Below are 23,269 nucleotides of genomic sequence, written 5' to 3'. Positions count from 1 at the left end.
ACTAATGGAAATTTGAATTTTTAGTAATGTTCAGATAATCTTTCAAAACCTTCATCTGATCTTTATTTCCTCTTTTTATTCTGGTATTACGACTTACCAGGCTATCATAAATTTTATTGAAAAGAATCTTAGATTTTGGAAACAACATTCTGTTGGAAACTTCTGGAATCTGAAGCCTTTTACAAACTTCATCGTCAAGTAAAAACCAAGTACAGCAAATGTGTAGATATCTTAAATTGGTTCTTTGAAATTTATATTTTAATATTGGATTTTCAAGTGATTCATCCAATAGAGAATGTGCTAAAAGAACTGAATCTTTATCCGAAGGCGGTTGAATAGATGTCCATAGATAAAAATATTCCGTTGCCTGTTTTTTATCATCCGGAAGAAGCTGCTCTGGAATACCCAGTAAATATCCGACATATTTCCAAAGATGAAAAATTCCCTGTTCTTCTTCGATAGAAAAAGAATTTCCCAGTTTTTTAAGACTGTGAAGAAAGACCAGGCTAAAACCAATATAGGTTGCCATCATATCCCAGGAATTGATGGGTTCGCCCCAGTTTTCAGTATCCCAATCTTTATAATGTTTTTTGATAGAGAGTCTTGCGTAAGAATGTATCAATCTTGTTTTTATGGCAAATTCGTATCCTTTTGCGTGAATTTCAAGAGCGTTGTAACGGGTAGCATTTACCCAGAAATCCAATGTTTCCGAAAGACGTTTTACAGCTCCTTTTTTCAGAGCTTCAGTCACAATGAGCGGTTTATTGAGGTAAGCATAGTCGTATCCTCCGATCAAACAATAATCTCTTAGGGAAATTAAAGAATCCAGATTGCTTCTCATGCAAAGTTCGGCGCCGCTTTTCAGAAGATTATAATCAAGCCATTTGGGAATATTTTGTGTTTGTGCAAAAAGTTTTTTTACACTTTCAGGAACGTTGTCTTTTTCGGAAAATCCATTTCGGATGTAATGTTCAATTTCTTTGGATGCTTCATGAAATTTTTTAGTAAAATAAACATCTTTCACCACTTCATCACCGATTTCATCCACATGATAGAAGAAAGGAGCATATTTTTCAAAGTTTTTAAAGCTTACTTCGGCACCGGAAAATTCAATTAATTGTTTTCCGTTGCCACTTTCCCAAAAATGTCTGAAATGTGGAGAATCCTTAAATCGGGGTTGTATCATTGTTCATTCCTTAGATATATAAAAGTACAAGTTTTACACCGAAATAGTATCGTGAGATTTATCAGGATTGAATGTGAACTTTTATAAATATCCCCATTCAAAAGGCATTTTTATAAGTTCTGAGCAGTTTTTACAATTAGCTTTTCTTAAAATATTTTTTCGGTGAGTTCGTACGGTTTCTTCAGAAATATTTAACCGCTCAGAGGTTTTTACGGCAGAATAGCCTTTTGCGATGTAAGTGATAATTTCAACTTCTCTTTTGGTAAATTTTACAGGAATAGGCTCGGCTATTTTATCATCTTTTTTCCATTGCATTTGATGAAAATCTTCTCTGCCATTGATTCCGGAGATTAAAACCGTGTAAGAATTCTGATGGGTAATATGTTCAATATTGGTGTGAATATTAATCGCCTGCAAAACTCTGCCGCTTTCATCCCTGAAGGTATGTAAAGATTGATGATGGAAAAGTTCATAATTTCCTTTGAAAGTTTTCATCCGAAAGCAATAGCTGAATTTTAGTTCTGAAAGACGGTCGGAAGCATTTATTTCGATCATTTTTGCCATGCACATCCTTTCTGCTTCCATTACAAATTCGATATCGTCAGGATGAATAAGGTCTATAATTTCCTTGAGATGTGCCGGATACTTACTTAATCCATGTATTTTCAGAATATCTTCATGGTGGTTGTAAATGGTACTGTCTGCAAAATTAATAATGTAATGATAAAACCTTCCGGGCGCAAAGACTTCTCCGATAGTACGTTCAATAGAGGGAACAGACAACATTGTATTTTCGTTTTTGAGAAGTTCAGGGTAATTGTTCCAGACTTTGATGAGGGGATGTTGTTTTTTGGGAGTTAAAAATTTTTTACCCATGGTTAATGTTTTCATAAAATTAATAAAATTATGTTAAAAAATCCCCCTTTTGAGGTATTTCATTTGGTCTCAAAGTATTGTAGTTTTATATGAAACTAACAACCATGGAAGCTCAACTTTTAAACTCCTTTGTTTTACGGTTGAAGCTTTCCATTATTCTTATTTCCAATCAAAAAAACTTTAACCTGAAAAACAAATAATCATGAAAACAAAAATTTTATTGCTGTTCTTGTTCTTTCCTTTATGTCTATTATATAGTCAAATTGTTTACGATTTTTCGTCTGGATATTTTGAAAATAAGAAACTTACTGTTAGAAGAGGGGAGCCTGTTAGTCTAAAAATAAAAAATATTAATCCTTTTTTTTATGAGATCGTAATAAAAAGAGAAGATAAGGAAATCGCTTTTCAGAATACAGATATAGAAGCTGCCAAAAAAACTTTAGATGAGATTCAACAAAACAATTATTATAAAATTCAGGAAAATTTTGTGTTTGATGAAAGCTATGTTAATTTATCACAATTAACACAAAAACCTGAAGATAATGCTAGAGTTCAAAGTCTCCAAAGTAAAAATTATGAATTAGACTCTTTAGAATTATTGATTCAAAAATTAATTAATGAAAAAAAAGATATAGAAGAAAAGATAAAAGCTATTGATTTACCGGTAGATGCAAGTGATAAAGTAGTATTGAATGATTATCAAATTAAAAAAAAGAACACAGAGGATAGCATATATGATAACCAACAAAAATTATTAAAATTAAAATCTGAGAAACAGCAAATAGAAAGCCAATCAAATGATATCAACTTGTTAAAAGTAAATATTAATAAAAGAGTTGAAGACCTTAATAAAATTTATATTGAATATATAAAAGTTTCAAGAGATATTATAAAATATAATCAGAATTATAATAATTATATAGATAAAGTGATAAGCCCTGAACTTACTTGTGAAATGTATGAATCTATTCTTAAAAATGGTAAAAATAATGCTCTTTATAAAAAATGTAGAGATGGGAATAACGATTCCGAATGTACTAGGTTGCTTAATAGTGTTTTGCCTCCTGAGATTGAAACTACTTTTTTTCTGAACAAAGAGAACCTAGACTATGCTTATGGTGTGTTTAAGTATTATCCAAATGTTTATCAAGATTTAATAGAAAAGGTAAATGATTTTATATCTTATCTTAATTATGGAACATTAAACTCTACTAATGAAGGTGGAACCTTAAAATCTATGGTTGCGAGAGAGCTTGAAAGAATTCAAAAATCAATTAAAAATGTTGACGATGTAATACAAAAAATAAATCTTTCTAAAAAGTTGAATGAAGTTGAAATTTTAGACAGATTACTTAGAAAACCTGAAACATTTGAATATGTTTCCGCGCCAATACAAGGAGAAGAGGATTATTTAGAGTTTGATGTTGTAATTAAAAGCAAAAGAAATCTCTCCAATACTTATCATATTAATAATGATAAAAGTTTCAAATATTTTAAATATATAACCGGAGGAATTCGATTTGATTTTAGTGTGGGAACAGTGTTTGATTTTGGTACAATTGACAAAAAATATACGCTGGATTCTGAAAGTAAAATTCAAAGATTAGATAATAATAAGTATAACCCTACTATTGCTGGTATTTTCCATGCGAGTTTTAGAAACTCAAAGTCCGTTGCTTTTGGTTTTTCTTTAGGAGCCTCGTTTACTACAGGGCTTAGTTTTAATTCAATTTTTCCAGGAGTAAGTCTTCTTATGGGAAAAAGAAATAAGATTATTCTTACAGCAGGACCATCTTTTAGATTGGTTGATGAACTTAAATCAAACTATAAAGAAGGAATGACACTTAATAATTCATTAGCAGATTCAGATTTACTTACTAAAAACTTCAGGATAGGTGGGTTCTTTGGGATATCTTATAATCTTACTCCGAAACAAAAAGACGTTTTAAAACTAAAATAATTGTGATTTTACAATGAATAAATAACTATGGTGAAGAGAGATATTAATCATGAAAACTATGTATTATGAAAGAAAAATTAATAACAGGATTTATCCTTATTTTGTTTCTGTTTTTCTCATGTTCTAAAGAAGATTGTGTAACATGTATAGCCGAATCAAAATCTGGTAAAATTATTGAAACACGTTTGGCTTGTGATAAAGACAGTGAATATTTAAGAGGGTTTATAAATGGTTTTAAAGAAAGGGATAATGAAAATACTAAGGACTCTATCACTGTTCATTGTGCTTATAGTGAATAAATTAATAACCGAAAACAAAAAACCTTCCCATCGGGAAGGTTTTATATTACTTATAGCTTATTATTTATTATAAAGAAGCAGCGTGTACAAGCATATCAACTAACTTGTTTGAGTAACCCATTTCGTTGTCATACCAAGAAACAAGTTTTACGAAGTTAGGAGAAAGCATGATACCAGCGTCTTTATCGAAGATAGATGTTCTCTTATCTCCTACGAAGTCCTGAGATACTACAGCCTCTTCAGTATATCCTAGGATACCTTTCAATTCACCTTCAGAAGCAGCTTTGATTACTGCACAGATTTCTTCATAAGAAGCAGCTTTTTCAATTCTCACTGTTAAATCTACTACAGAAACGTCAACAGTTGGTACTCTGAAAGACATACCTGTTAATTTTCCGTTTAATGAAGGGATTACTTTTCCTACCGCTTTAGCAGCACCTGTAGAAGAAGGGATGATGTTGTTTAGAGCAGCTCTACCACCTCTCCAGTCTTTCATTGAAGGACCGTCAACAGTTTTCTGAGTAGCTGTTGTAGCGTGTACAGTTGTCATTAAACCTTCTACGATTCCGAAGTTATCGTGGATTACTTTAGCTAATGGAGCTAAGCAGTTTGTAGTACAAGAAGCGTTTGATAAAATTTTGATATCATCAGTAAGTTCCTTATGGTTTACACCCATTACGAACATTGGAGTGTCATCTTTAGAAGGAGCAGAAAGGATTACTTTCTTAGCACCAGCAGTAATGTGTTTTGCAGCGCTCTCTTTATCTAGGAATAAACCAGTAGATTCTACTACGTAGTCTGCACCAATTTCATCCCACTTTAGGTTGCTTGGATCTTTTTCAGCAGTTACTCTGATTTTTTTCCCGTTTACAACAAGATCATTTCCTTCTACAGAAACTTCACCTGGGAAAATACCGTGTACAGAGTCATATTTTAACATGTAAGCCATGTATTCTGCATTGATTAGGTCATTGATTCCTACAACTTCAATGTTGTCTCTTTCAGTCATTGCTCTGAAAACAAGACGTCCAATTCTACCAAAACCGTTGATACCTACTTTAATTGTTGACATAATAGTTTGTTTTTATTAGATTTATAAAAATAATTAGATTGCTAAAATTTCCGAAATCAACATTAAGTCTTTATTGATTTCATTATGTTTTTTAATGGCTTCTTCAATTGGCGTATACACCACATCGTTGGAACGCATTCCTGCCATTACATTGTTTTGTCCATCCATTAATCCTACTACTGCACCATATCCAAGTCTGCTGGCAAGTACTCTGTCTGCACAACTAGGAGATCCTCCTCTTTGCATATGTCCCAAAACTGCTACACGAATGTCATAGTCAGGGAATATTTGTTTTGTTTTTTCAGCAAGGTCATAAACATTGGCTAGTTTTTCTCCTTCTGCAACGACAACAATACTGGATGCTTTTCCTGTTTTTTCAGCTTTTCTGAATTTCTCAAAAAGATCATCCGTGCTATCTTTTTTCTCAGGAATTAAAATATCCAAAGCACCTGTTGCCAATCCACTGTTCAAAGCAATAAATCCAGCATCACGTCCCATCACTTCCACAAAGAATACTCTGTTGTGAGATGTTGCCGTATCACGGATTTTGTCAATTGCATCCATTGCCGTATTCAAGGCAGTATCATAACCAATGGTATTATCTGTACCGAAAATATCATTGTCGATCGTTCCCGGAATACCAATCACTCTGATTCCGAATTCTTCACTGAAGATCTTTGCTCCCGTAAAAGTTCCGTCACCTCCAATACACACCAATCCGTCGATACCCAGCTTTACGCAGTTATCATAGGCTTTTTGGCGCCCTTCTTTAGTTCTGAATTCAGTAGATCTGGCAGACTTTAGAATTGTTCCACCCTGGTTGATTATATTTTTTACGGAACGGGCTCCCATTTTAAGGAAATCATTGCTGATAAGACCATTGTAGCCTTCCCTTACACCGTAACATTCGATATTATAGTAATTGGCGGTTCTTACCACCGCTCTTAATGCAGCATTCATACCTGGAGAATCTCCTCCTGAAGTAAGAACTGCAATCTTTTTTACAGCACTCTCTTTCATCTAGTAAAAAATTTCGAACACAAATTTACAAAAACAAGTTCAGATTATCGTAGTAACTTTTCAATAGTTTTGAATATAAATAATTAAAAGCTTCTGAAATTTGTTGGTTTGAAAATATACCGCGCAGTTTTAGTTTCCGAAGCATCAACATCTAGATCGTACCATGGCGAAATATTTTTATTGAAAGGGTTGGAAAGCAGATGAATAGACTGCGCAGGAGTGAATCCTTCACCCAACAAAAATAATTTTTCACCCTCTTTATTTTGAGAAACCCCTGAAATAAATACGATATGCCCAGGACTTCCAGGAGTAATTAAAATATCTCCGGTTTTTAAATCAGAAGTTTTTAATACCTGTTTTGTTTCTTTATGAAGTGAAATAGTTCCCGCATAATTAAAGATAAGGTCAAGATAATTTCTGAAAGACTGATAAGAATCATCAAAACCTGCTGCTTTTCTAAAATTTACAGAATTTCCGTTCACAAATGCTCGTGTTCCGTTTTTATAATCATTCCAGCTTAGCAAATCTCCGCTGGTAAAATGAAACTTAATTTCTTCAAATCTTTTTTGCTTATATAAATATTCAGCTCTTAATCGGATTGCAGCGTCAGCACATTGTTGAAGATCTTTATTTCCAGTATCAATATCAAAAATAGCTTCATGAAGATGCTGTGTGGAAATAGGAACCCCATCATATCTTAAAATCTCACTTCCGTATGGTTTAAGCTTAAAATTTTCAATAAAATATCCAAAAGAATCAGGTTTTTCATTCAGCCATTCATAGCCTTTTGGAGGAGAAAACCTCTCTCTGATTGTATTTTTTTCTTTATTGATCTGTACTGAACTTACAGGCATCAAATCTTCTGTTTTCTGAGAAGGAAGTTTTGAAGGTTTCTTATCCTGTGTACATCCCAATAAAAGCATGGTAATTACAGCTCCTGAAATAACTTTTTTCATATTCATTTGATTCGGTTACAAATATGGGATTTTTTGTGAAATATTGAAAACTGTGTTTCTTGGGCATATATTCTCTGTGGATTTTTTTGAAAAAGGCAAAAGACACGGAGGTTTTTATTAGTGTTGTGTATATTTATAACCACATAGACACATAGATTTACAACGTTTTTATTCGTGCATTCGTGGCATTTACGGGCAGCATACAATTTTATCATAGATTAAATCCTTATGCCTTAATACCTCCTTTCTATTCAGAATAATCTTGCGTCTTTGCGTTCTCCAATAAGTCTTCTTCAGGAATTAATAATTTTCCCCAATCATTCAGCTGCCAAAGAACCTGAACAAGCTTTTCCCCAAGCTCAGTAAGTGTATATTCAACCCTTGGAGGCAATTCATTAAAAGACTCTTTCACCAAAATACCATCCTCCACCATTTCAGAAAGCTGTTGATTGAGAACTCTGCGGTCTACCTTAGCTATTCCACGTAAAAATTCACTGGGACGTTTTTTCCCTTCATTGATCTGCCAAACAATCGGAATTTTCCATTTTCCACTGATGGTATTCACTGCAACTTCCAACGGACAGATTTTATTTTCTTCAGCTCTTCCCTTTATTTCCATAAAATTGACTTTTTTATCCCTATGGGTGAAAAATATGCGTTATTGCCTATTTATAATGGCTTTTGGACCTTTGTAAAAATAAGAAAATTTAAAAAATGAATACATTGGCAAAAAATATAGAACAATTAAATCAGGATTTAGTCTCTCAACTTCCACAGGAAATATTGGAAGCGTTTGGAAAGTCTATCGAAGATTTAAAAACTAAAAATATTGAGAAGAATAGTATTCAGATTGGAGAAAGAATACCTGCGTTTTCATTACCGAACGTATTAGGGAAAATGGTCAACTCCGAAGAAGTTCTTAAAAGCAATAAAATGATTTTAGCTTTTTACAGAGGAAGCTGGTGTCCTTACTGTAATTTAGAATTAAAATTTTTGCAGGAAAACTTATCAAGGATAAAAGAAAAAAACGCTGTATTAATAGCTATTTCACCACAGAGTCCAGATCATTCTCTGACTATGATTGAAAAAAATAATTTAGAGTTTGAAGTATTGACGGATAGTAATAATGATTTTGCTGAAAAATTAGGAATTACTTTTCAACTTCAGGATTTTGTACTTCCATATTACCAAAGTCTAGGAATAAATCTCGCTGATTTCAATGCGAATAATGACAATACATTACCTGTACCGGCTGTTTTTGTAATCGATGAAAATAGAACAGTTTCATATAAATTTTTAGATGTAAATTACATGAGCAGAGTAGATGTGGAAGATTTAATAAATGCATTATGACAGAAAAAAGAAAAGGCGCACGTTCCATTAAAGATATTCCGCCTGATATTTTAACACAATTAAATAAGGGGGAAATTGAAACTGCTAATCTTACAGAATGGCTGGCGGTTGATCAAAGACTTTTACTGGAGAATTTATTACAACAAAATGATCGTTCGGAATATCTGAAACCTATTTTGAAAAAAGTAGATGAATTGAAAAAGCAGACCGTCAATTCAATCAATGAAGCAATTGGACTAGGAATTCTTGATCTAGTAGATAATAATAAGGATGAGAAATTTCTATTAAAATTATCAATACATCAGGCGGATCTGGTACGTTGTTGGGCTGCTTATACCATTGGGAGAAATAAAATTTATACGACTAAAGAAAAATTAGAAAAAATACAGCAGTTTGCCGCTGATACCCATTTTGGAGTAAGAGAAATCTGTTGGATGACAGTACGTCCTGATATTGCCGGAAATCTTTCCGAAAGCTTATCAATTCTAATAGAATGGACAAAACATGAAAATGAAAATATCAGACGCTTTGCCAGTGAATCTACCAGACCACGAGGCGTTTGGTGTGAACATATTCCGGAATTAAAACAAAATCCAGGTCTTGGACTGGAAATTCTAGAGTCTTTACGATCAGATCCTTCAAGATATGTACAGGATAGTGTAGGAAACTGGTTGAATGATGCCAGCAAATCTCAACCGGAATTTGTTATAGAAATCTGTGACGAATGGCTCCGGGAAAGTGATACCAAAGAAACAAAATACATTGTTAAAAAGGCACTGCGTACAATCCATAAGTAAATGTTAGTTATCAACATTAGAATTATTAATTAGAATCTGCTCAAAATTTTTCTGAACAAAGTATTAATTTATTCTTGAGCTTATCCTTGTCAAGGTTTACAACCTTGACAAGGATAAAAATACAATACTCTAGATTGAACGAGATTCTCTGGTTTATCCCTATGTCAATCTGTGATTAAAAAAGTTATCCACAATATTCAATTGTAGATTGTATCTTTCATAAATGTAATAAGTTACATAAACCTTCTGCCATAAAGCATTTCAGTCTTTCGGGTTTGCTTTTTAATCTAAAAAAGTTATCCACAATATGGAAATATGAATTATTTTAATTTATATCTGCCATGAAACTAGTTAGTTGTGAAAATCGTTTGATAGAAATGATCTTCAACGATTATCTGAAATATAAAATCAAAAAAGTTATCCACAATGTCATATTTTAGATAGAACCCTATATCAATTATTGATCATTTAGGAAAGTTACAAGCCAAATTAAATTCAAAAAAGATAAAGGATAAACATCTGCGTAAATCTGTGCAATCTGCGAGAGAATAAAAATAATCTTAAAAGTTATCCACAATATTGAATTATGGATAATATCTATCACATAACTAATGTGTTACGAAAACTCTTTGATAGAAAGTATTTCGGCTCATCTAATTTGCTTTTTCATCTCGAAAAGTTATCCACAATATCATATTATGGATTAATAATTATTATATCTGTCATGTAATTAGTGACTTAATTAAAATGTCTAATAGAAAGGGTTTTGATTAATTGGTGATTAAATTAAGATCAAAAAGTTATCCACAATATGAGTTTTGGGCTAAAATTCCAGAGCAAACCTGAATTTGATTTTAAATTTCAAAAAAACAAAAGCATCATTGAAAAAGTAAACCCATTTATTTATTTCAAGTAGTTGTAAGCTGTGAAAATATAAATGATCAAAAAAAGTTATCCACAATATCAAATTGTAGATTATATCTTTCATCTAGTTAATAGGTTACGTAAACTGTCTGATGAAAAGAGTTTCGGTTTACTTAATTGTTTTTTTTAGCAAAAAAAGTTATCCACAATATGGAAATATGGATTAATAATCATTGTATCTGTTCTGTAATTAGTAACTTACTTAAAATGGCTGATAGAAAGGGTTTGTATTAATTGATAATTCAATGAAGTGAAAAAAGTTATCCACAATATTATGTTTTGAGCTAATCCCTACCATTTTTCCGTCAGATACTTCCAATACCGCTTTGGTACATGCTGAATATGCAATTTCAGATTCTTTCTTTCAACAATATTTGTCTTTGTAAAATATCTTTGCCAAAGTGTTTGGTAGTTTTTTTCCTCATTATGGAACTTGTCCTGATAGTTTTTTACGTCCAATTTTTCATCAGGATAAAAGAATTCACAATTGCTCAGGTCATAAAGAATCCCATAGTTTCTTCGTAAATCATAAATCATCCACTTCTGGTCCTGATAACGATCATTGAAATGTTTTCTGATCAAAGGAAGCACATTGAAATCTGGATCTATTTTTGAAAAGAAAATACCATCCTGCATTTTTTCAAAACGGACAAAAGCTGTCATTCGATGGCTTTCCCGGTCTACCGATTTACAGATTTTAGAAATTTTCATAATATCAGGATCTGCAAAATTCTCAAGAATATTCTTCTCAGAATGTTTAATAGATTGCTTTACGGCTGACAGTACCAGTTTTTCCAATTCAGGATCTTCGGACAAAAAAACTTTTAATAATTTGTGAATCCCTTGTTTCCCCAGATTTTGTTCTAGTTTTTTTAAGACTCTGTCAGATTTATCAGTTTGGGTAATGACCTCATGAATTTCTGCAAAAATATTTTCCTGTTGAAATCTCTCTTTGTTGATAATTTCCGCATCATGATAACGATATTCAAAAACTTCAAATATTGTGGTGAAAAGTCCGTCAAAACTTCCGTCATAGAGTAGGGTAGTCATTATTTAATTTGAAAGTGGTTTTAATTACTTTTTGAAAAACTGATATTTTTTATTTCCATATTACTTAAAACAGGCTCAGTTGTTGCGAAAATTGATTGTGAAACTTTGAAGAACTTCCTCCAATCAGTAGCTTTCTGAAGTTTTTATCCGTTAAATATTTTAGAAAAGCATTTCCTGCATTAAAATCAATAAAATATTTTGCTCTGTTAACAGCCGCTCCCAATTGTTTTAAATGATCCATATTCAATACCTGAAAACGTCTTGCACTTACAATCTTTTGTGCCGATTTTACACCAATCCCTGGAATTCTTAAAATCATCTGATAATCTGCTGTTTGAATATTTACAGGAAACTGATCCAGATGCCGTAATGCCCAACCAAGTTTTGGATCTACCTCAAGATCAAGGAAAGGAACGTTGGGATCTAAAATTTCATCAGCTTTAAAACCATAAAATCTCATGAGCCAGTCGGACTGATACAATCTGTTTTCACGAAGCATTGGAACTTCCGTTGTTAAAGATGGAAGTCTTTTATCCTCCAAAACCGGAACATACCCTGAATAATAAACCCTTTTTAAATTAAAATTTTTATAAAAATGATCGGCAACTTTAATGATCTGTAAATCGTTTTCATTTGTGGCTCCTACAATCATTTGAGTAGACTGCCCTGCTGGAGCAAATTTTGGAACCTTCTTTAAAATCTTTTTTTCATCTTCATATTGCGTAATCCCTTTCTGGATATATCGCATCGGACTGATCATGTCCTGTCTGTTTTTCTCAGGAGCCAATAATTTTAAGCCACTTTCCGTAGGGATTTCGAGATTTACAGATAATCTGTCTGCATACAAAGCCGCTTCTTCCATCAGCTCATCATTGGCTCCCGGAATTGATTTTAAATGAATGTAACCATTAAAATTTTCTTCAAGACGCAGCTTTTTTGCAACACGAACTAATCGTTCCATGGTGGTATCTGCATTTTTGAAGATTCCGGAACTTAAAAATAAGCCTTCAATATAATTTCTGCGATAAAAATTAATCGTAAGATCTACGACTTCTTCTACCGTAAAAGCGGCTCTTTTAATATCATTTGAACTTCTTGATACACAATAAGCACAATCATAAATACAATGATTGGTCAATAAGATCTTTAATAAAGATACACATCGCCCATCTTCTGTATAAGTATGACAAATCCCACTTATGGAACTATCTCCTAAGGCACCTTTTTTATTCTTTCTGGTTCCACCACTTGATGAACAAGAAACATCATACTTTGCCGCATCAGCAAGGATTTCAAGTTTTTCTTTAAGGCGGTCAAAATTCATACTCTAAATAGTTTGATATTATTTGTATCTGGATTGAAATTAAATTTTGTTCAAATTTAGTTCCAAAATTGATAAATGTCAACCTTTTTTCATAGAAGTTATCAACAAAAAAGAGTCTCAAAATCATTATATTTACGGCTCATTAAAGTTTATATTATGAAATTGCTATGATTTGTGGCACAAATACAAATGAAAATGACGCGATTGCATATAACCTTTAAAAAACAATAAAGCATCTATTATGAATCATAAACCAATCGAAGGTTTTTCCAAGCTTCCAAAGCAGGGAAAAATCGACTGGCTCGTAAACGAATATCTTGAAGGAAATCAGGAATACCAAAATATATTAAAACAATATTGGAACGAAAACGCAGATCTTCAGAAGCTTCACGAAGAATTTTCTGAAAATACGATTTCCAATTTTTATATGCCTTACGGAATCGCTCCGAACTTTTTAATTGACGGAAAACTATTGGCGCTTCCAATGGCTGTAGAAGAAAGTTCCGTAGTAGCAGCAGCTTCCAAGGCTGCAAAATTCTGGATTGATAAAGGTGGTTTTAAAACAACAATTATCAACACAGAAAAACTGGGACACACACACTTTATATTTAATGTAGAGCCTCACAAATTATTACACTTCTTTAATTTTAGTTTAAAGAAAAAATTGCTGGAATCTACAGAAGAGATCACTGCTAACATGAGAAAACGTGGCGGTGGAATCCTGAACATAAGTCTTGTGGATAAAACTGCAGAAATGCCAAATTATTACCAGTTGAAGGCAAGTTTTGATACGGTAGATTCAATGGGAGCAAACTTTATCAATTCATGTCTTGAGCAGTTTGGAAAAACAATGAGACAAGAAGTAGCAACCAGCGAAGATTTCACGCAGGAAGAAAAAAACTCTTTGCAAATTGTAATGAATATTCTTTCCAATTTTACGCCTGATTGTATCGTAAGAGCTGAGGTTTCATGTAAAATTGAAGATTTAAAAGATGACAGCGGAATTTCTCCTGAAGAATTTGCATCTAAATTTAAACAAGCCGTAACCATTGCTGAAATTGAACCTTACCGTGCAACCACTCACAATAAAGGAGTAATGAACGGAGTAGATGCCGTGGTGATTGCTACCGGAAATGACTTTAGAGCAACAGAAGCGTGTGCCCATGCTTATGCAGCAAGAGACGGACAGTACAGATCATTAACACACTGTACAACAGATAACGGAGTTTTCAGATTCTGGATTGATCTTCCGATTTCTGTAGGGGTAGTAGGAGGTTTAACGAATCTTCACCCATTGGTAAAATTCTCTCTTGCATTACTTGGAAAACCGTCAGCACAGGAATTAATGAGTATTCTAGCAGTTTCCGGACTGGCTCAAAACTTTGCAGCGCTACGCTCATTGGTAACCACCGGAATTCAGAAAGGACACATGAAAATGCACTTGTTGAACATCCTGAACCAATTGGGAGCAACAGAGGAAGAAAAGCAACATTTTGTTACTTATTTCAAGGATAAGACAGTGAGCCACCACGAGGTGATCAATGAGTTTAACAGAATGAGAGAAAAATAATGTTACAGATTATCCTGCCTATAGTATTTCTCATCTTTGGATTCTTTTTGAAGAAGACAACTTCACCAGGTTTTCAAAGTTCTAAGAAATTTGCCAATATGTTTATCATCCTTGGGATTTCTACATTGGTGGCAAAATTTATTTTAATGTATTTAAAATCAAAATAGTGAAAAAAAATATTTTGTTTTTTCTATTGGTATCTGGTTTAGGTTTTTCACAGCAGAAAAATGTAAAGATTACGGATTTAAAGCCGAAAACTGAAGATTCTAATTTTCCTTTGATCACTTATACTGAAAATCCTTTAGTAGAAAACAAAATAAATACTTTTTTACAGGTAAATGAATTGGAGTATGTTCCCAATTCAGAAGCTAATCCTTTTAAACGGGTGTCTACAGGAACAACTTCTTACTCCAACTATATTTATTTTTATAGCTGGGAAAAAATAGAAACTCCTAAAAATATTTTGTCTATCGCAATGGATGGAGAAGCTTCAGGTGCCTATCCTGAAAGCTTTGCCCAATGGAAGAATTTTGATCTGAGAACTGGAAATTTCATCAATGCAGAAGATCTTTTTCACCCGAATTACGTTAAAACAATTGAGGGTTTAATTCAAAAAGGAATCAAAAAAGAGGTCAATTATTTTCTTACTCAGTTAAAAGCTGAAAAAAATCCTTCAGAAGAAGTTCAGGAACAGATTGGCATGTATGAAGGATGCTTCATGGATTATACTTTGGATGGTTTACAATACTATTTTGCTAAAGATAAAATCAGATTTATTGCAGGAAGATGCGCCAATCATGCTATGAGAGCTTTGGACGAACTGGATAGCCATGTAATTGAATTCTCTTATAAAGAACTTGAAAAATACTGGAGTCCTTATACCAGAAGCCTGCTAAGTGGTTCCGATAAAGTAGAAAAAACAAGTTTCAGAAATAAGTTGTACAAAGGAAAAATAGATGGGAAGTATCCCATTACAGTTCTTGTAAGCCGTCTTTATTCTGATAATAATTCCTCAGATATGAAATCTTTTAATGCAGAATATTGGTATGATAAAAGTAAAAAGCTGATCAAATGGGATGGGCAGATGAAAGGAAATCATATTTCTATTGTTGAGAATGATTATTATAATGAAGAAACCCGTCAATGGATTCCAAGAGCTCATGTAGAAGCAGATATGAACGGAAGCAAAATTTCCGGAACCTGGCAGGATTATAAAACAAAAAAATATTTAAACCTAGAATTAGAAGAGTTATAAAATGAAAACAATTACTTTAGTTTTTGGAGCGGTGTATGGGATGCTTTCAGTAATCCTTGGAGCATTTGGAGCGCACGCATTAAAGAAAATATTATCGGTAGAAAGATTGGAAAGCTTTGAAACCGGAGTAAGATATCAGATGTATGCAGCTTTTTTCCTGCTAATCATCGGATATATTTTAAAATTTGAAACTTCCACAGAAAAATGGACTTCAATTTTAATGATTGCCGGGACAATTTTATTCTCCGTAAGTATTTATTTCCTGAGTATGCAGGACTATTTGGGTGTTAATCTTAAATTTTTAGGACCAATCACTCCGCTTGGAGGATTATTCATGATCCTGAGCTGGGGAATGCTGATTCTTTATTTTGCTAAAAACAAAATTTAAGGATGAAAATTAACAGAAGAAGACGGCTTATAAGAACGTTCAACCTTTTGGATCAACCGATTAAGTTCAATCCATTTGTGTTTAGCCGTACTTTTTTCATGTGGGCAATTACCGGTCTTGTAGGTGGAATTATTGCCGGTGGATATTGGATCGTACTTGAGCACTTCACTGAGTTTCTGACACACTTTCAAGGGTGGCAGGTCATTCCAACGATGGCGATTTGTGGATTGCTGGCTGGGCTGGTTATTCACTTTATTGGTGATCCCGGAGAAATTCACCTGATTGTAAATAATATCAGGTTTAATAAAGGAAAATTGGAACCGAAAAATAATCCTTCCATGATTCTTTCATCACTTTTTTGTGTGGCATCAGGAGGGAGTTTGGGACCGGAAGCACCTTTGGTACAGGTTACCGGATCTACCGGAACCTGGTTGGGAAAAATTTTCAGACTAAAAGGTGAAGAATTACGCTCTTTAAGCATTGCTGGGATGGCATCCGGATTTACAGCGTTATTTGGCGCACCACTTGGAGGAAGTCTTTTTTCTCTTGAAATTTTACATCACAAACATGCTGTAGAATATTATAAAGCCATTATTCCTGCGTTGGTGGCAAGCTGTTTCAGTTACCTGATATTTGCTTTGATTATTCACTTGGGAATTGGAGCGACATGGAATTTGAAGGCTTATCATTACACCGGAGTATACGATTTTCTATACGCAACTTTATTTGGAATCGTAGGAACTTTCTTTGGATGGATCTTCATTTTCGTAGTGAAATTTTTCAAAAAAGTTTTTGAATACAGAAAGTTTCCTATCTACATCAAAACATTTGTGGGAGGAATCATTCTGGGAATTATAGCTTACAATTTTCCAATCACAAGATATTTTGGGCACAATGAGATCAATCAGTTAATTGGCGGGAACTTCGGATTGAATTTCCTGATCTTAATTCTTGTGTTTAAAATTTTAGCCATTGCCATTACTGTAACTTCAGGATGGAGAGGTGGCTTTATCATCCCGCTTTTCTTTGTGGGAACAACGTTGGGATTAATTATCCATAATTTATTTCCAAGTGTGGATACAACTCTGGCAATTGTGAGTTGCATGGCAGCAATTAATGCCTGTGTAACGAGAACGCCGATGAGTACAACCATTATTTTAGGAACATTGACAGGTTTTACCTACTTTGTTCCGATATTATTCGCTAGTCTTACAGGATATTTTCTGGCACCAAAAATTCCGTTTATCGGATCACAGTCAGAAAAATTATCTGAAGAATAATATAAATGATCACATCATCATAAAGCTTTTCTTAATTGAAGAGCTTTTTTTATTTGAGTTAAAGATGAGTTAATAATGATATAAAGCTTTGGTGAAAATCATAAATCTTCTCATATTTGAAAGTTATCCACAATTAAAAAAAATGAAACTAAAAACCATTGTCTTATCAATACTTCTAACCTTATCTGTAGCATTGAACGCACAAACCATCCATTTTAAATGGGAAAAAGATTCTATTGGGAATAAATTAATTGAAAATATTGCCATGAGCGTTCCTTTTACCATCAAAAATAAAACCTACCCCTTTCATTTTGATCTCGGAGCCAATTATACATTGATCTATGATAAATGTTTTGAGAATGCGGAATTTATGAAAGCTAAAAAGATAGATCCAACTTCTGAAGCAGCCGGTCATAAAATGTTTTTTATTGAGAACCAAAATTTTAATATCAACGAATATGCTGTAAAAAATTATAAGCTACAGGGGATTTTAAATTTTGATCAGGGAGAAGTGTGTGGTGTCGTAGGAGCAGATATCTTTCAGAACAAATATCTGGTGATTGATTTTCCCAATAAAAAAATAACAGTAAGCGATAAATTAGATCAAAAGTTGAAATCGCGGGCTGACTTTGTAAACATTGAAATCAAAAATCATAAACCTATCCTTCCGTTGAAAATTGATGGTAAAGAATATAGGTTTCAATATGACAGTGGAGCAAGTATATTTCCGATTATCAGTTATAAACAGAACTTTGCAGATCTGATCAGTCAATCTAAATTCAAAGAAGAATTAAATATTCGAAATTTTAATAACCCTTTGGTTGTAAAAGCTGTTGAGACAGATAAGAAAATTCAGATTGGGAATAAGAATTTTAGAACAAATGAATTTTGGTACACAGATGAAGATTATTTTTCCTTGAAACAGGATGGTATTGACGGAATTATTGGAAATGTATTTTTCATGGACAAAGTGATTATCATTGATTTTATAAATAAAAAATTCGGAATTGTGGATTAAAAAATGAAACTTAGGCTAAGTTCACTTTTTATACCCGAAAACATGATTTTTATCTCCTTTAAATTTCTTTGAACAGCATTGCTTTCTTTAAAATAAAAATTGATATTTCATCTGTTTTTAGTAAATTTGTCAACCTTTAAATATTAAAATAAAATAATAAAAATAATATGAATCTTCACGAGTATCAATCAAAAGAGATTTTATCAAAGTATGGAGTAGCTATCCAACGTGGTTTTGTTGCAAACAACGTAGATGAAGCTGTAGCAGCTGCTGAGAAATTGACTGCTGAAACTGGAGCTCAGGCTTGGGTTGTAAAAGCACAGATTCACGCAGGTGGTCGTGGTAAAGGTGGGGGTGTTAAGTTTTCTCCAAACATGGATAAACTTAAAGAAAACGCTCAGAATATCATCGGAATGCAGTTGGTAACTCCACAAACTTCTGCTGAAGGTAAAAAAGTACACTCTGTTTTGGTTGCAGAAGATGTTTATTATCCTGGAGAATCTGAAACTAAAGAATTTTATGTTTCTATTCTTTTAGATAGAGCTGAAGGGAAAAATACAATCGTATATTCTACTGAAGGGGGAATGGATATTGAGCACGTTGCTGAAGTAACTCCTCACTTAATCCACAACGAACTTATTGACCCAGCTATCGGTCTTCAAGGATTCCAGGCTAGAAAAATTGCTTTCAACCTAGGTCTTGAAGGAAATGCATTCAAGGAATTTGTGAAATTTATTTCTTCTCTTTACAATGCTTATACAGGTATTGATGCATCTCTTTTCGAAATCAACCCAGTGTTGAAAACTTCTGATAACAAAATTATCGCTGTAGATGCTAAAGTAACTTTAGATGACAACTCATTGTTCCGTCACAAAGACTTAGCTGAATTAAGAGATACAAGAGAAGAAGATCCAATGGATGTAGAAGCTGGTGAAGCTGGTCTTAACTTCGTAAAATTGGATGGTAACGTTGCTTGTATGGTAAACGGTGCTGGTCTTGCAATGGCAACTATGGATATCATCAAATTATCAGGTGGTAACCCAGCTAACTTCCTTGACGTAGGTGGTACTGCTGATGCTCAGAGAGTACAAACTGCTTTCGGAATCATCTTAAGAGATCCAAACGTAAAAGCTATCCTGATCAACATCTTCGGAGGTATCGTAAGATGTGACAGAGTTGCTCAAGGAGTTGTAGATGCTTACAAAGCTATGGGTAGCCTTCCGGTTCCATTGATCGTAAGATTACAAGGAACTAACGCTGTAGAAGCTAAAAAATTAATTGATGAGTCTGGTCTTCCAGTTCACTCTGCAATTACTTTAGAAGAAGCTGCAAACAAAGTAAAAGAAGTTTTAGCTTAATCTAAAATTTTTAAATAAAATAAGAAACCGTTCCAGTTTTGGAGCGGTTTTTTTGTTTGCAAACACTGTTTTTTCTGGAATCCATAAGAAGACAAAGATATTTTCTCTGCCACGAATGCACGAATTTTTTGAGGTTATACTATTATAATTCCAACTTTAAGACCTATCACTGAAATATATATTCTATATGCCTATGTGGTTCTGAATTTTTAACCACATAGGCACATAGATTTATACACAAATAAAATTATTCGTGCATTTGTGGCTATTATAAGCAGTATAAAATTTTATCGCAGATAAAATCTTTGAGCCTTAAAATTATTCGTATAAATATAAAATTTAGCGCCTTTGTGTTTACCAACAAAAAAGCCACTCCAATCATTTGAAGCAGCTTGTTATTAGGCGAGCTGTGGGAAAAATCTATTATTTATCTTGATTTTGATTTTCAGACAAATTATTTTCTCCATTTGTAATACTGATACTTGTAGGTGTAACCAGTTGGATTTTATCCATATCAAAACGTTCTTTAATATTTACATAAGCCTTACTTTTTACCTGAGCTAGATTAGCGCCTACTTTGATCCAGAATTTCACCTGAAGATTAAATGAGCCTTGCTTTAAATCTGTAAAAATTACTTCTGCAGTATCTAATTTATCCACATTGTCTAGATTTTTAACCACTTCAAGGATACTTTTCTGTGCTTTACTGATATCTTCATCAGCAGGAATTTCAAAATTTAAAATGATACGACGTTGTGGTGATGCCGTAATATTATAAAACGGAGCATTAAAAACCACCTGATTCGGAATATAAGCCTTCTTTCCATCGTCAGTAAGTATCTTTGTAGTGAGGAAACCGATTTCCTGTACCGTTCCTGAGTGATTCCCGATGGTAATATAATCACCTACTTTAAAAGCTTTATCAATACCAATTAGCATTCCTGAAAATATACTTGATACCAAATCTTTCAGAGCAACCCCGGCAATTACCCCGGCGACTCCCAAACTTCCAATAAACTTCCAAAGAAATCCACTGAAGCCCATTATTTCAAGGGAAATGAATGTACCAAGCAGCATAATCAGGAATCTGAAAATACTGATTAAAGTTACTAATGAACTTTCCTTCTGGCTTTTAGGAAAGAATTTATGAAATAATTTTACAGCAACCTGGCTTAAATATTTACTGGTAATGAGAAAGAATGTAAAGACTAAAGTTCCCACAATCAGTTTCGGGGTAAGCTTTGCAAATGTTACATACCAACTTTCCAATACCTTATAAACAAGATCTACATAGGTGAGACCGGTTTTCTCCATGAATAAAAATTTTACATTAAAGATATAAATTTTTAAAGAAAAGTTTTGCTCATATCAAAAAGTCTACTAAATTTGTAGACTAACAAATGCAAAATATTATGTCAATCAAACTAGGAGATATAGCACCTAACTTTCAGGCAGAGTCATCTTTGGGTGACATCAATTTTTATAATTATTTAGGGGATTCTTGGGGAATTTTATTTTCTCATCCTGCAGATTATACACCGGTTTGCACTACAGAACTGGGATATACGGCAAAACTGCAGACTGAATTCGAAAAAAGAAATACAAAAGCAATTGCATTAAGTGTAGATGGAGTAGAAGATCACCAGAATTGGATTAAGGATATTAATGAAACTCAAAATACAGAAGTTCTGTTTCCTATCATAGCAGATAAAGACCGAAAAATATCAGAGTTATATGACTTTATTCATCCTAATGCATCTGTCACAGCTACCGTTCGTTCGTTATTGATTATAGATCCAGAGAAAAAAGTAAGATTGATTATTACCTATCCGGCTTCTACAGGAAGAAATTTTAATGAGATCCTAAGAGTTCTGGATTCATTACAGCTTGTAGATAATTATCAGGTAGCAACTCCTGTTAACTGGGAAAGTGGAGATGAGGTGATTATTCCGCCAACAATTTCTACTGAAGATGCCAGGAAGAAATTCCCAAAAGGTGTTCTTGAGATAAAGCCGTATCTGAGGTATACGCCTCAACCTAATATATGATTTATTTGATTTTTTATAGTTTAGTTTTAATTTGTACGAAAATCGCCCCGAAAATAAAATTTCGGGGCGATTTCAATTTTTTTATAAGTGTATCAATAATTGATTACTTAACGTCGTTGATGATTTGTTTAGCTTTAGACGTTGGAAGATAAATCTGGAATCCTAAACCAAAAGTAATTTTGTTAGTATATCCTCCGCTTCCGAATCCTGCATTAGCATCATATTTTACTAGACCTTCTAGACCAATGTTTGGTGTGATAAAGTATGAATAACCTGGACCAACTCCGAAGTTAAGACCGTTAGAAGAAGAACCTCCTTTAGAGATAGACATTCCTCCAACACCTACGTTACCTTCTAGGAACCATCTTCCGTGGTGAAGTAAGTTATTCACTCCTTTTTCTCCCGGATTAAGATAGTAACGTCCTAATGCTCCTACATTATATGTAAAAGTTGTTGGTGCATCTTTAGCTCCTTTAAAGCCTAAATCTACATATCCCCCAATTGCTAAATTGTCTTCAATGAAATAAGCTCCTTTTGGCTGAATAGCAAAATCATATCCTGCACCTTCATTTAATCCAAAATTAGCACCTGCAAGGTTACCCCCTACCATCCAATTACCTTTCTGAATCTGAGCGTTTGCAGTTGCTGTTAATCCTGCTACGGCTAATACTCCTGTTAAAATAAGTTTTTTCATAATTTATTATTTTAATAATTAAATGTTTATTATTCACGAATTATAGAAAAAACAATAAATGTGCCAGACTCTTAATTTTAGGTAATTTTTCTAAATTAATGTTAATAATATCAATGATATAGAATTATTTAATTTAACATATTTATTGAATATTTCACAATTGTAAACGTTATGAGGTAGAAGGTGAAAAAGATAAATTATTGAATTTTATAGAATTTTCAATCTCTTTTTTTATTTTCTTACATTTAAATACACAGAAGGAGGATGGAAATGATCAATCCTGCAATAGTAAATTTTATTCCACGTTTGAAAGCCTTTGTCTTAGGATTAAACATCCAGAAGCTTGAAATAACAAAGAAGAACAGTGCCACTCCAAAAAATACACTTAAAGGAGCTATTGCATCTTTAGACTGTGATTTGTGAAGAGAAACCATTTTATCCAGTACAAAAGGAAGTTCCATTTTTGAATATTTAGCGATACCTGTTGCTGAATCATAAGTTCCTTTTTTAAAATGGAGAACGGAGCCTTCAGTTTTTTCTACTTCAAGACCTTTCATCTTCAGTTCTTTTTTTAGTTCCTTTTCTGAAAGATTGGCAGATAAAGTCTTTTCATACTTTTTTTCACTCTTTAGAAAGTCTGTGTCTCTGTAGACCAAAATGATTCCACTTACTGCATACACTGCCATAATACCGGCAAGGAAATACCCCAGATATCGGTGTGTGATTCTCATGAAACTTCTTGTGTCTTTAATCTTATCCATATCGTTTTTGTTTTGTTTTTAAATTTCAAAAGTGGAAACTGCAAAAATGCAATTTCCACTTTTAATAAAGAAGTAATTAT

At 33.2% G+C, this 23,269-nt stretch carries 22 protein-coding genes; 11 read left to right on the top strand and 11 right to left on the bottom strand.

Features of this window, described 5'->3' with window-relative positions; genetic code table 11:
• Position 1 precedes the first annotated feature (1 nt).
• Both BW983_RS07855 and BW983_RS07850 read right to left on the bottom strand, forming a co-directional pair.
• Positions 2–1,186, bottom strand: a complete 1,185-nt coding sequence (locus BW983_RS07855; protein WP_076551383.1) for an oxygenase MpaB family protein — start codon at positions 1,184–1,186, stop codon at positions 2–4.
• A gap of 81 nt (positions 1,187–1,267) precedes the next feature.
• Entirely contained in the window at positions 1,268–2,077 is an 810-nt protein-coding gene (locus tag BW983_RS07850; protein WP_228408983.1) for a helix-turn-helix transcriptional regulator, read from the bottom strand.
• Positions 2,078–2,264: 187 nt separating this feature from the next.
• Here BW983_RS07850 and BW983_RS07845 point away from each other — a divergent pair, with 187 nt between their 5' ends.
• Together BW983_RS07845 and BW983_RS07840 are read left to right on the top strand one after the other, a co-directional pair.
• A complete protein-coding gene (locus tag BW983_RS07845) occupies positions 2,265–4,022 on the top strand; it encodes a hypothetical protein (RefSeq protein ID WP_076551380.1) in 1,758 nt (585 codons plus the stop codon).
• A gap of 65 nt (positions 4,023–4,087) precedes the next feature.
• Positions 4,088–4,321 (top strand): hypothetical protein, encoded by a 234-nt coding sequence (locus BW983_RS07840; RefSeq protein WP_076551377.1) that lies wholly within the window; start codon positions 4,088–4,090, stop codon positions 4,319–4,321.
• A gap of 67 nt (positions 4,322–4,388) precedes the next feature.
• Here BW983_RS07840 and gap read toward each other — a convergent pair whose 3' ends face one another.
• The 4 genes from gap to BW983_RS07820 form a co-directional block, all read right to left on the bottom strand.
• Positions 4,389–5,393 carry a type I glyceraldehyde-3-phosphate dehydrogenase gene (gene gap, locus BW983_RS07835; RefSeq protein WP_066697221.1) on the bottom strand — a complete coding sequence of 335 codons (1,005 nt, stop codon included), beginning with the start codon at positions 5,391–5,393 and terminating at the stop codon, positions 4,389–4,391.
• A 33-nt stretch (positions 5,394–5,426) separates the two neighbouring features.
• Positions 5,427–6,413 (bottom strand): 6-phosphofructokinase, encoded by a 987-nt coding sequence (pfkA, locus tag BW983_RS07830; protein WP_076551374.1) that lies wholly within the window; start codon positions 6,411–6,413, stop codon positions 5,427–5,429.
• Positions 6,414–6,496: 83 nt separating this feature from the next.
• On the bottom strand, positions 6,497–7,369 hold the full coding sequence (locus BW983_RS07825; protein WP_076551372.1) for a DUF4846 domain-containing protein: 873 nt from the start codon (positions 7,367–7,369) through the stop codon (positions 6,497–6,499).
• Between the two features lie 247 nt (positions 7,370–7,616).
• Entirely contained in the window at positions 7,617–7,988 is a 372-nt protein-coding gene (locus BW983_RS07820) for a winged helix-turn-helix transcriptional regulator (protein ID WP_076551370.1), read from the bottom strand.
• 95 nt (positions 7,989–8,083) lie between these two features.
• Between BW983_RS07820 and BW983_RS07815 the strand changes: the two genes are divergently transcribed.
• Both BW983_RS07815 and BW983_RS07810 read left to right on the top strand, forming a co-directional pair.
• A complete protein-coding gene (locus tag BW983_RS07815; RefSeq protein WP_076551368.1) occupies positions 8,084–8,722 on the top strand; it encodes a peroxiredoxin-like family protein in 639 nt (212 codons plus the stop codon).
• On the top strand, positions 8,719–9,519 hold the full coding sequence (locus BW983_RS07810; protein WP_076551367.1) for a DNA alkylation repair protein: 801 nt from the start codon (positions 8,719–8,721) through the stop codon (positions 9,517–9,519). Before BW983_RS07815 ends, BW983_RS07810 begins: the two co-directional genes overlap by 4 nt.
• A 1,215-nt stretch (positions 9,520–10,734) precedes the next feature.
• Here the strand turns inward: BW983_RS07810 and BW983_RS07805 are convergent.
• Both BW983_RS07805 and BW983_RS07800 read right to left on the bottom strand, forming a co-directional pair.
• Entirely contained in the window at positions 10,735–11,493 is a 759-nt protein-coding gene (locus BW983_RS07805) for a TIGR03915 family putative DNA repair protein (protein ID WP_076551365.1), read from the bottom strand.
• A 64-nt stretch (positions 11,494–11,557) separates the two neighbouring features.
• The gene (locus tag BW983_RS07800; protein ID WP_076551363.1) at positions 11,558–12,817 is read right to left on the bottom strand and encodes a putative DNA modification/repair radical SAM protein; all 1,260 of its coding nucleotides are present in this window, start codon (positions 12,815–12,817) and stop codon (positions 11,558–11,560) included.
• 238 nt (positions 12,818–13,055) lie between these two features.
• Here BW983_RS07800 and BW983_RS07795 point away from each other — a divergent pair, with 238 nt between their 5' ends.
• The 6 genes from BW983_RS07795 (at position 13,056) to sucC (ending at position 19,686) form a co-directional block, all read left to right on the top strand.
• Complete coding sequence (locus BW983_RS07795) at positions 13,056–14,387, top strand: hydroxymethylglutaryl-CoA reductase, degradative (protein ID WP_262484590.1); 1,332 nt, start codon at positions 13,056–13,058, stop codon at positions 14,385–14,387.
• A 166-nt stretch (positions 14,388–14,553) separates the two neighbouring features.
• Positions 14,554–15,642 (top strand): NUDIX hydrolase, encoded by a 1,089-nt coding sequence (locus BW983_RS07790; protein WP_076551359.1) that lies wholly within the window; start codon positions 14,554–14,556, stop codon positions 15,640–15,642.
• A gap of 1 nt (position 15,643) precedes the next feature.
• Complete coding sequence (locus tag BW983_RS07785) at positions 15,644–16,030, top strand: DUF423 domain-containing protein (RefSeq protein ID WP_076551358.1); 387 nt, start codon at positions 15,644–15,646, stop codon at positions 16,028–16,030.
• Between the two features lie 2 nt (positions 16,031–16,032).
• The gene (locus BW983_RS07780; protein ID WP_076551356.1) at positions 16,033–17,310 is read left to right on the top strand and encodes a chloride channel protein; all 1,278 of its coding nucleotides are present in this window, start codon (positions 16,033–16,035) and stop codon (positions 17,308–17,310) included.
• A gap of 142 nt (positions 17,311–17,452) precedes the next feature.
• Entirely contained in the window at positions 17,453–18,328 is an 876-nt protein-coding gene (locus tag BW983_RS07775; protein WP_076551354.1) for an aspartyl protease family protein, read from the top strand.
• Between the two features lie 167 nt (positions 18,329–18,495).
• Positions 18,496–19,686, top strand: a complete 1,191-nt coding sequence (sucC, locus tag BW983_RS07770; protein WP_034694875.1) for an ADP-forming succinate--CoA ligase subunit beta — start codon at positions 18,496–18,498, stop codon at positions 19,684–19,686.
• Positions 19,687–20,109: 423 nt separating this feature from the next.
• Here the strand turns inward: sucC and BW983_RS07765 are convergent, their stop codons facing one another.
• Positions 20,110–21,000, bottom strand: a complete 891-nt coding sequence (locus BW983_RS07765; protein WP_076551352.1) for a mechanosensitive ion channel family protein — start codon at positions 20,998–21,000, stop codon at positions 20,110–20,112.
• Positions 21,001–21,098: 98 nt separating this feature from the next.
• Here BW983_RS07765 and BW983_RS07760 point away from each other — a divergent pair, with 98 nt between their 5' ends.
• Entirely contained in the window at positions 21,099–21,734 is a 636-nt protein-coding gene (locus BW983_RS07760; RefSeq protein ID WP_076551351.1) for a peroxiredoxin, read from the top strand.
• Positions 21,735–21,837: 103 nt separating this feature from the next.
• Here the strand turns inward: BW983_RS07760 and BW983_RS07755 are convergent, their stop codons facing one another.
• The gene (locus BW983_RS07755; protein WP_076551349.1) at positions 21,838–22,428 is read right to left on the bottom strand and encodes an outer membrane beta-barrel protein; all 591 of its coding nucleotides are present in this window, start codon (positions 22,426–22,428) and stop codon (positions 21,838–21,840) included.
• Positions 22,429–22,673: 245 nt separating this feature from the next.
• The gene (locus tag BW983_RS07750; RefSeq protein ID WP_076551347.1) at positions 22,674–23,189 is read right to left on the bottom strand and encodes a hypothetical protein; all 516 of its coding nucleotides are present in this window, start codon (positions 23,187–23,189) and stop codon (positions 22,674–22,676) included.
• Between the last annotated feature and the right edge of the window lie 80 nt (positions 23,190–23,269).

The sequence above is a fragment of the Chryseobacterium ureilyticum genome (assembly GCF_900156735.1).
GTDB classification, from domain to species: Bacteria; Bacteroidota; Bacteroidia; order Flavobacteriales; family Weeksellaceae; genus Chryseobacterium; species Chryseobacterium ureilyticum.
Note: the sequence above shows the minus strand (reverse complement) of the source record. Positions and strands in the feature narration are given on the sequence as shown.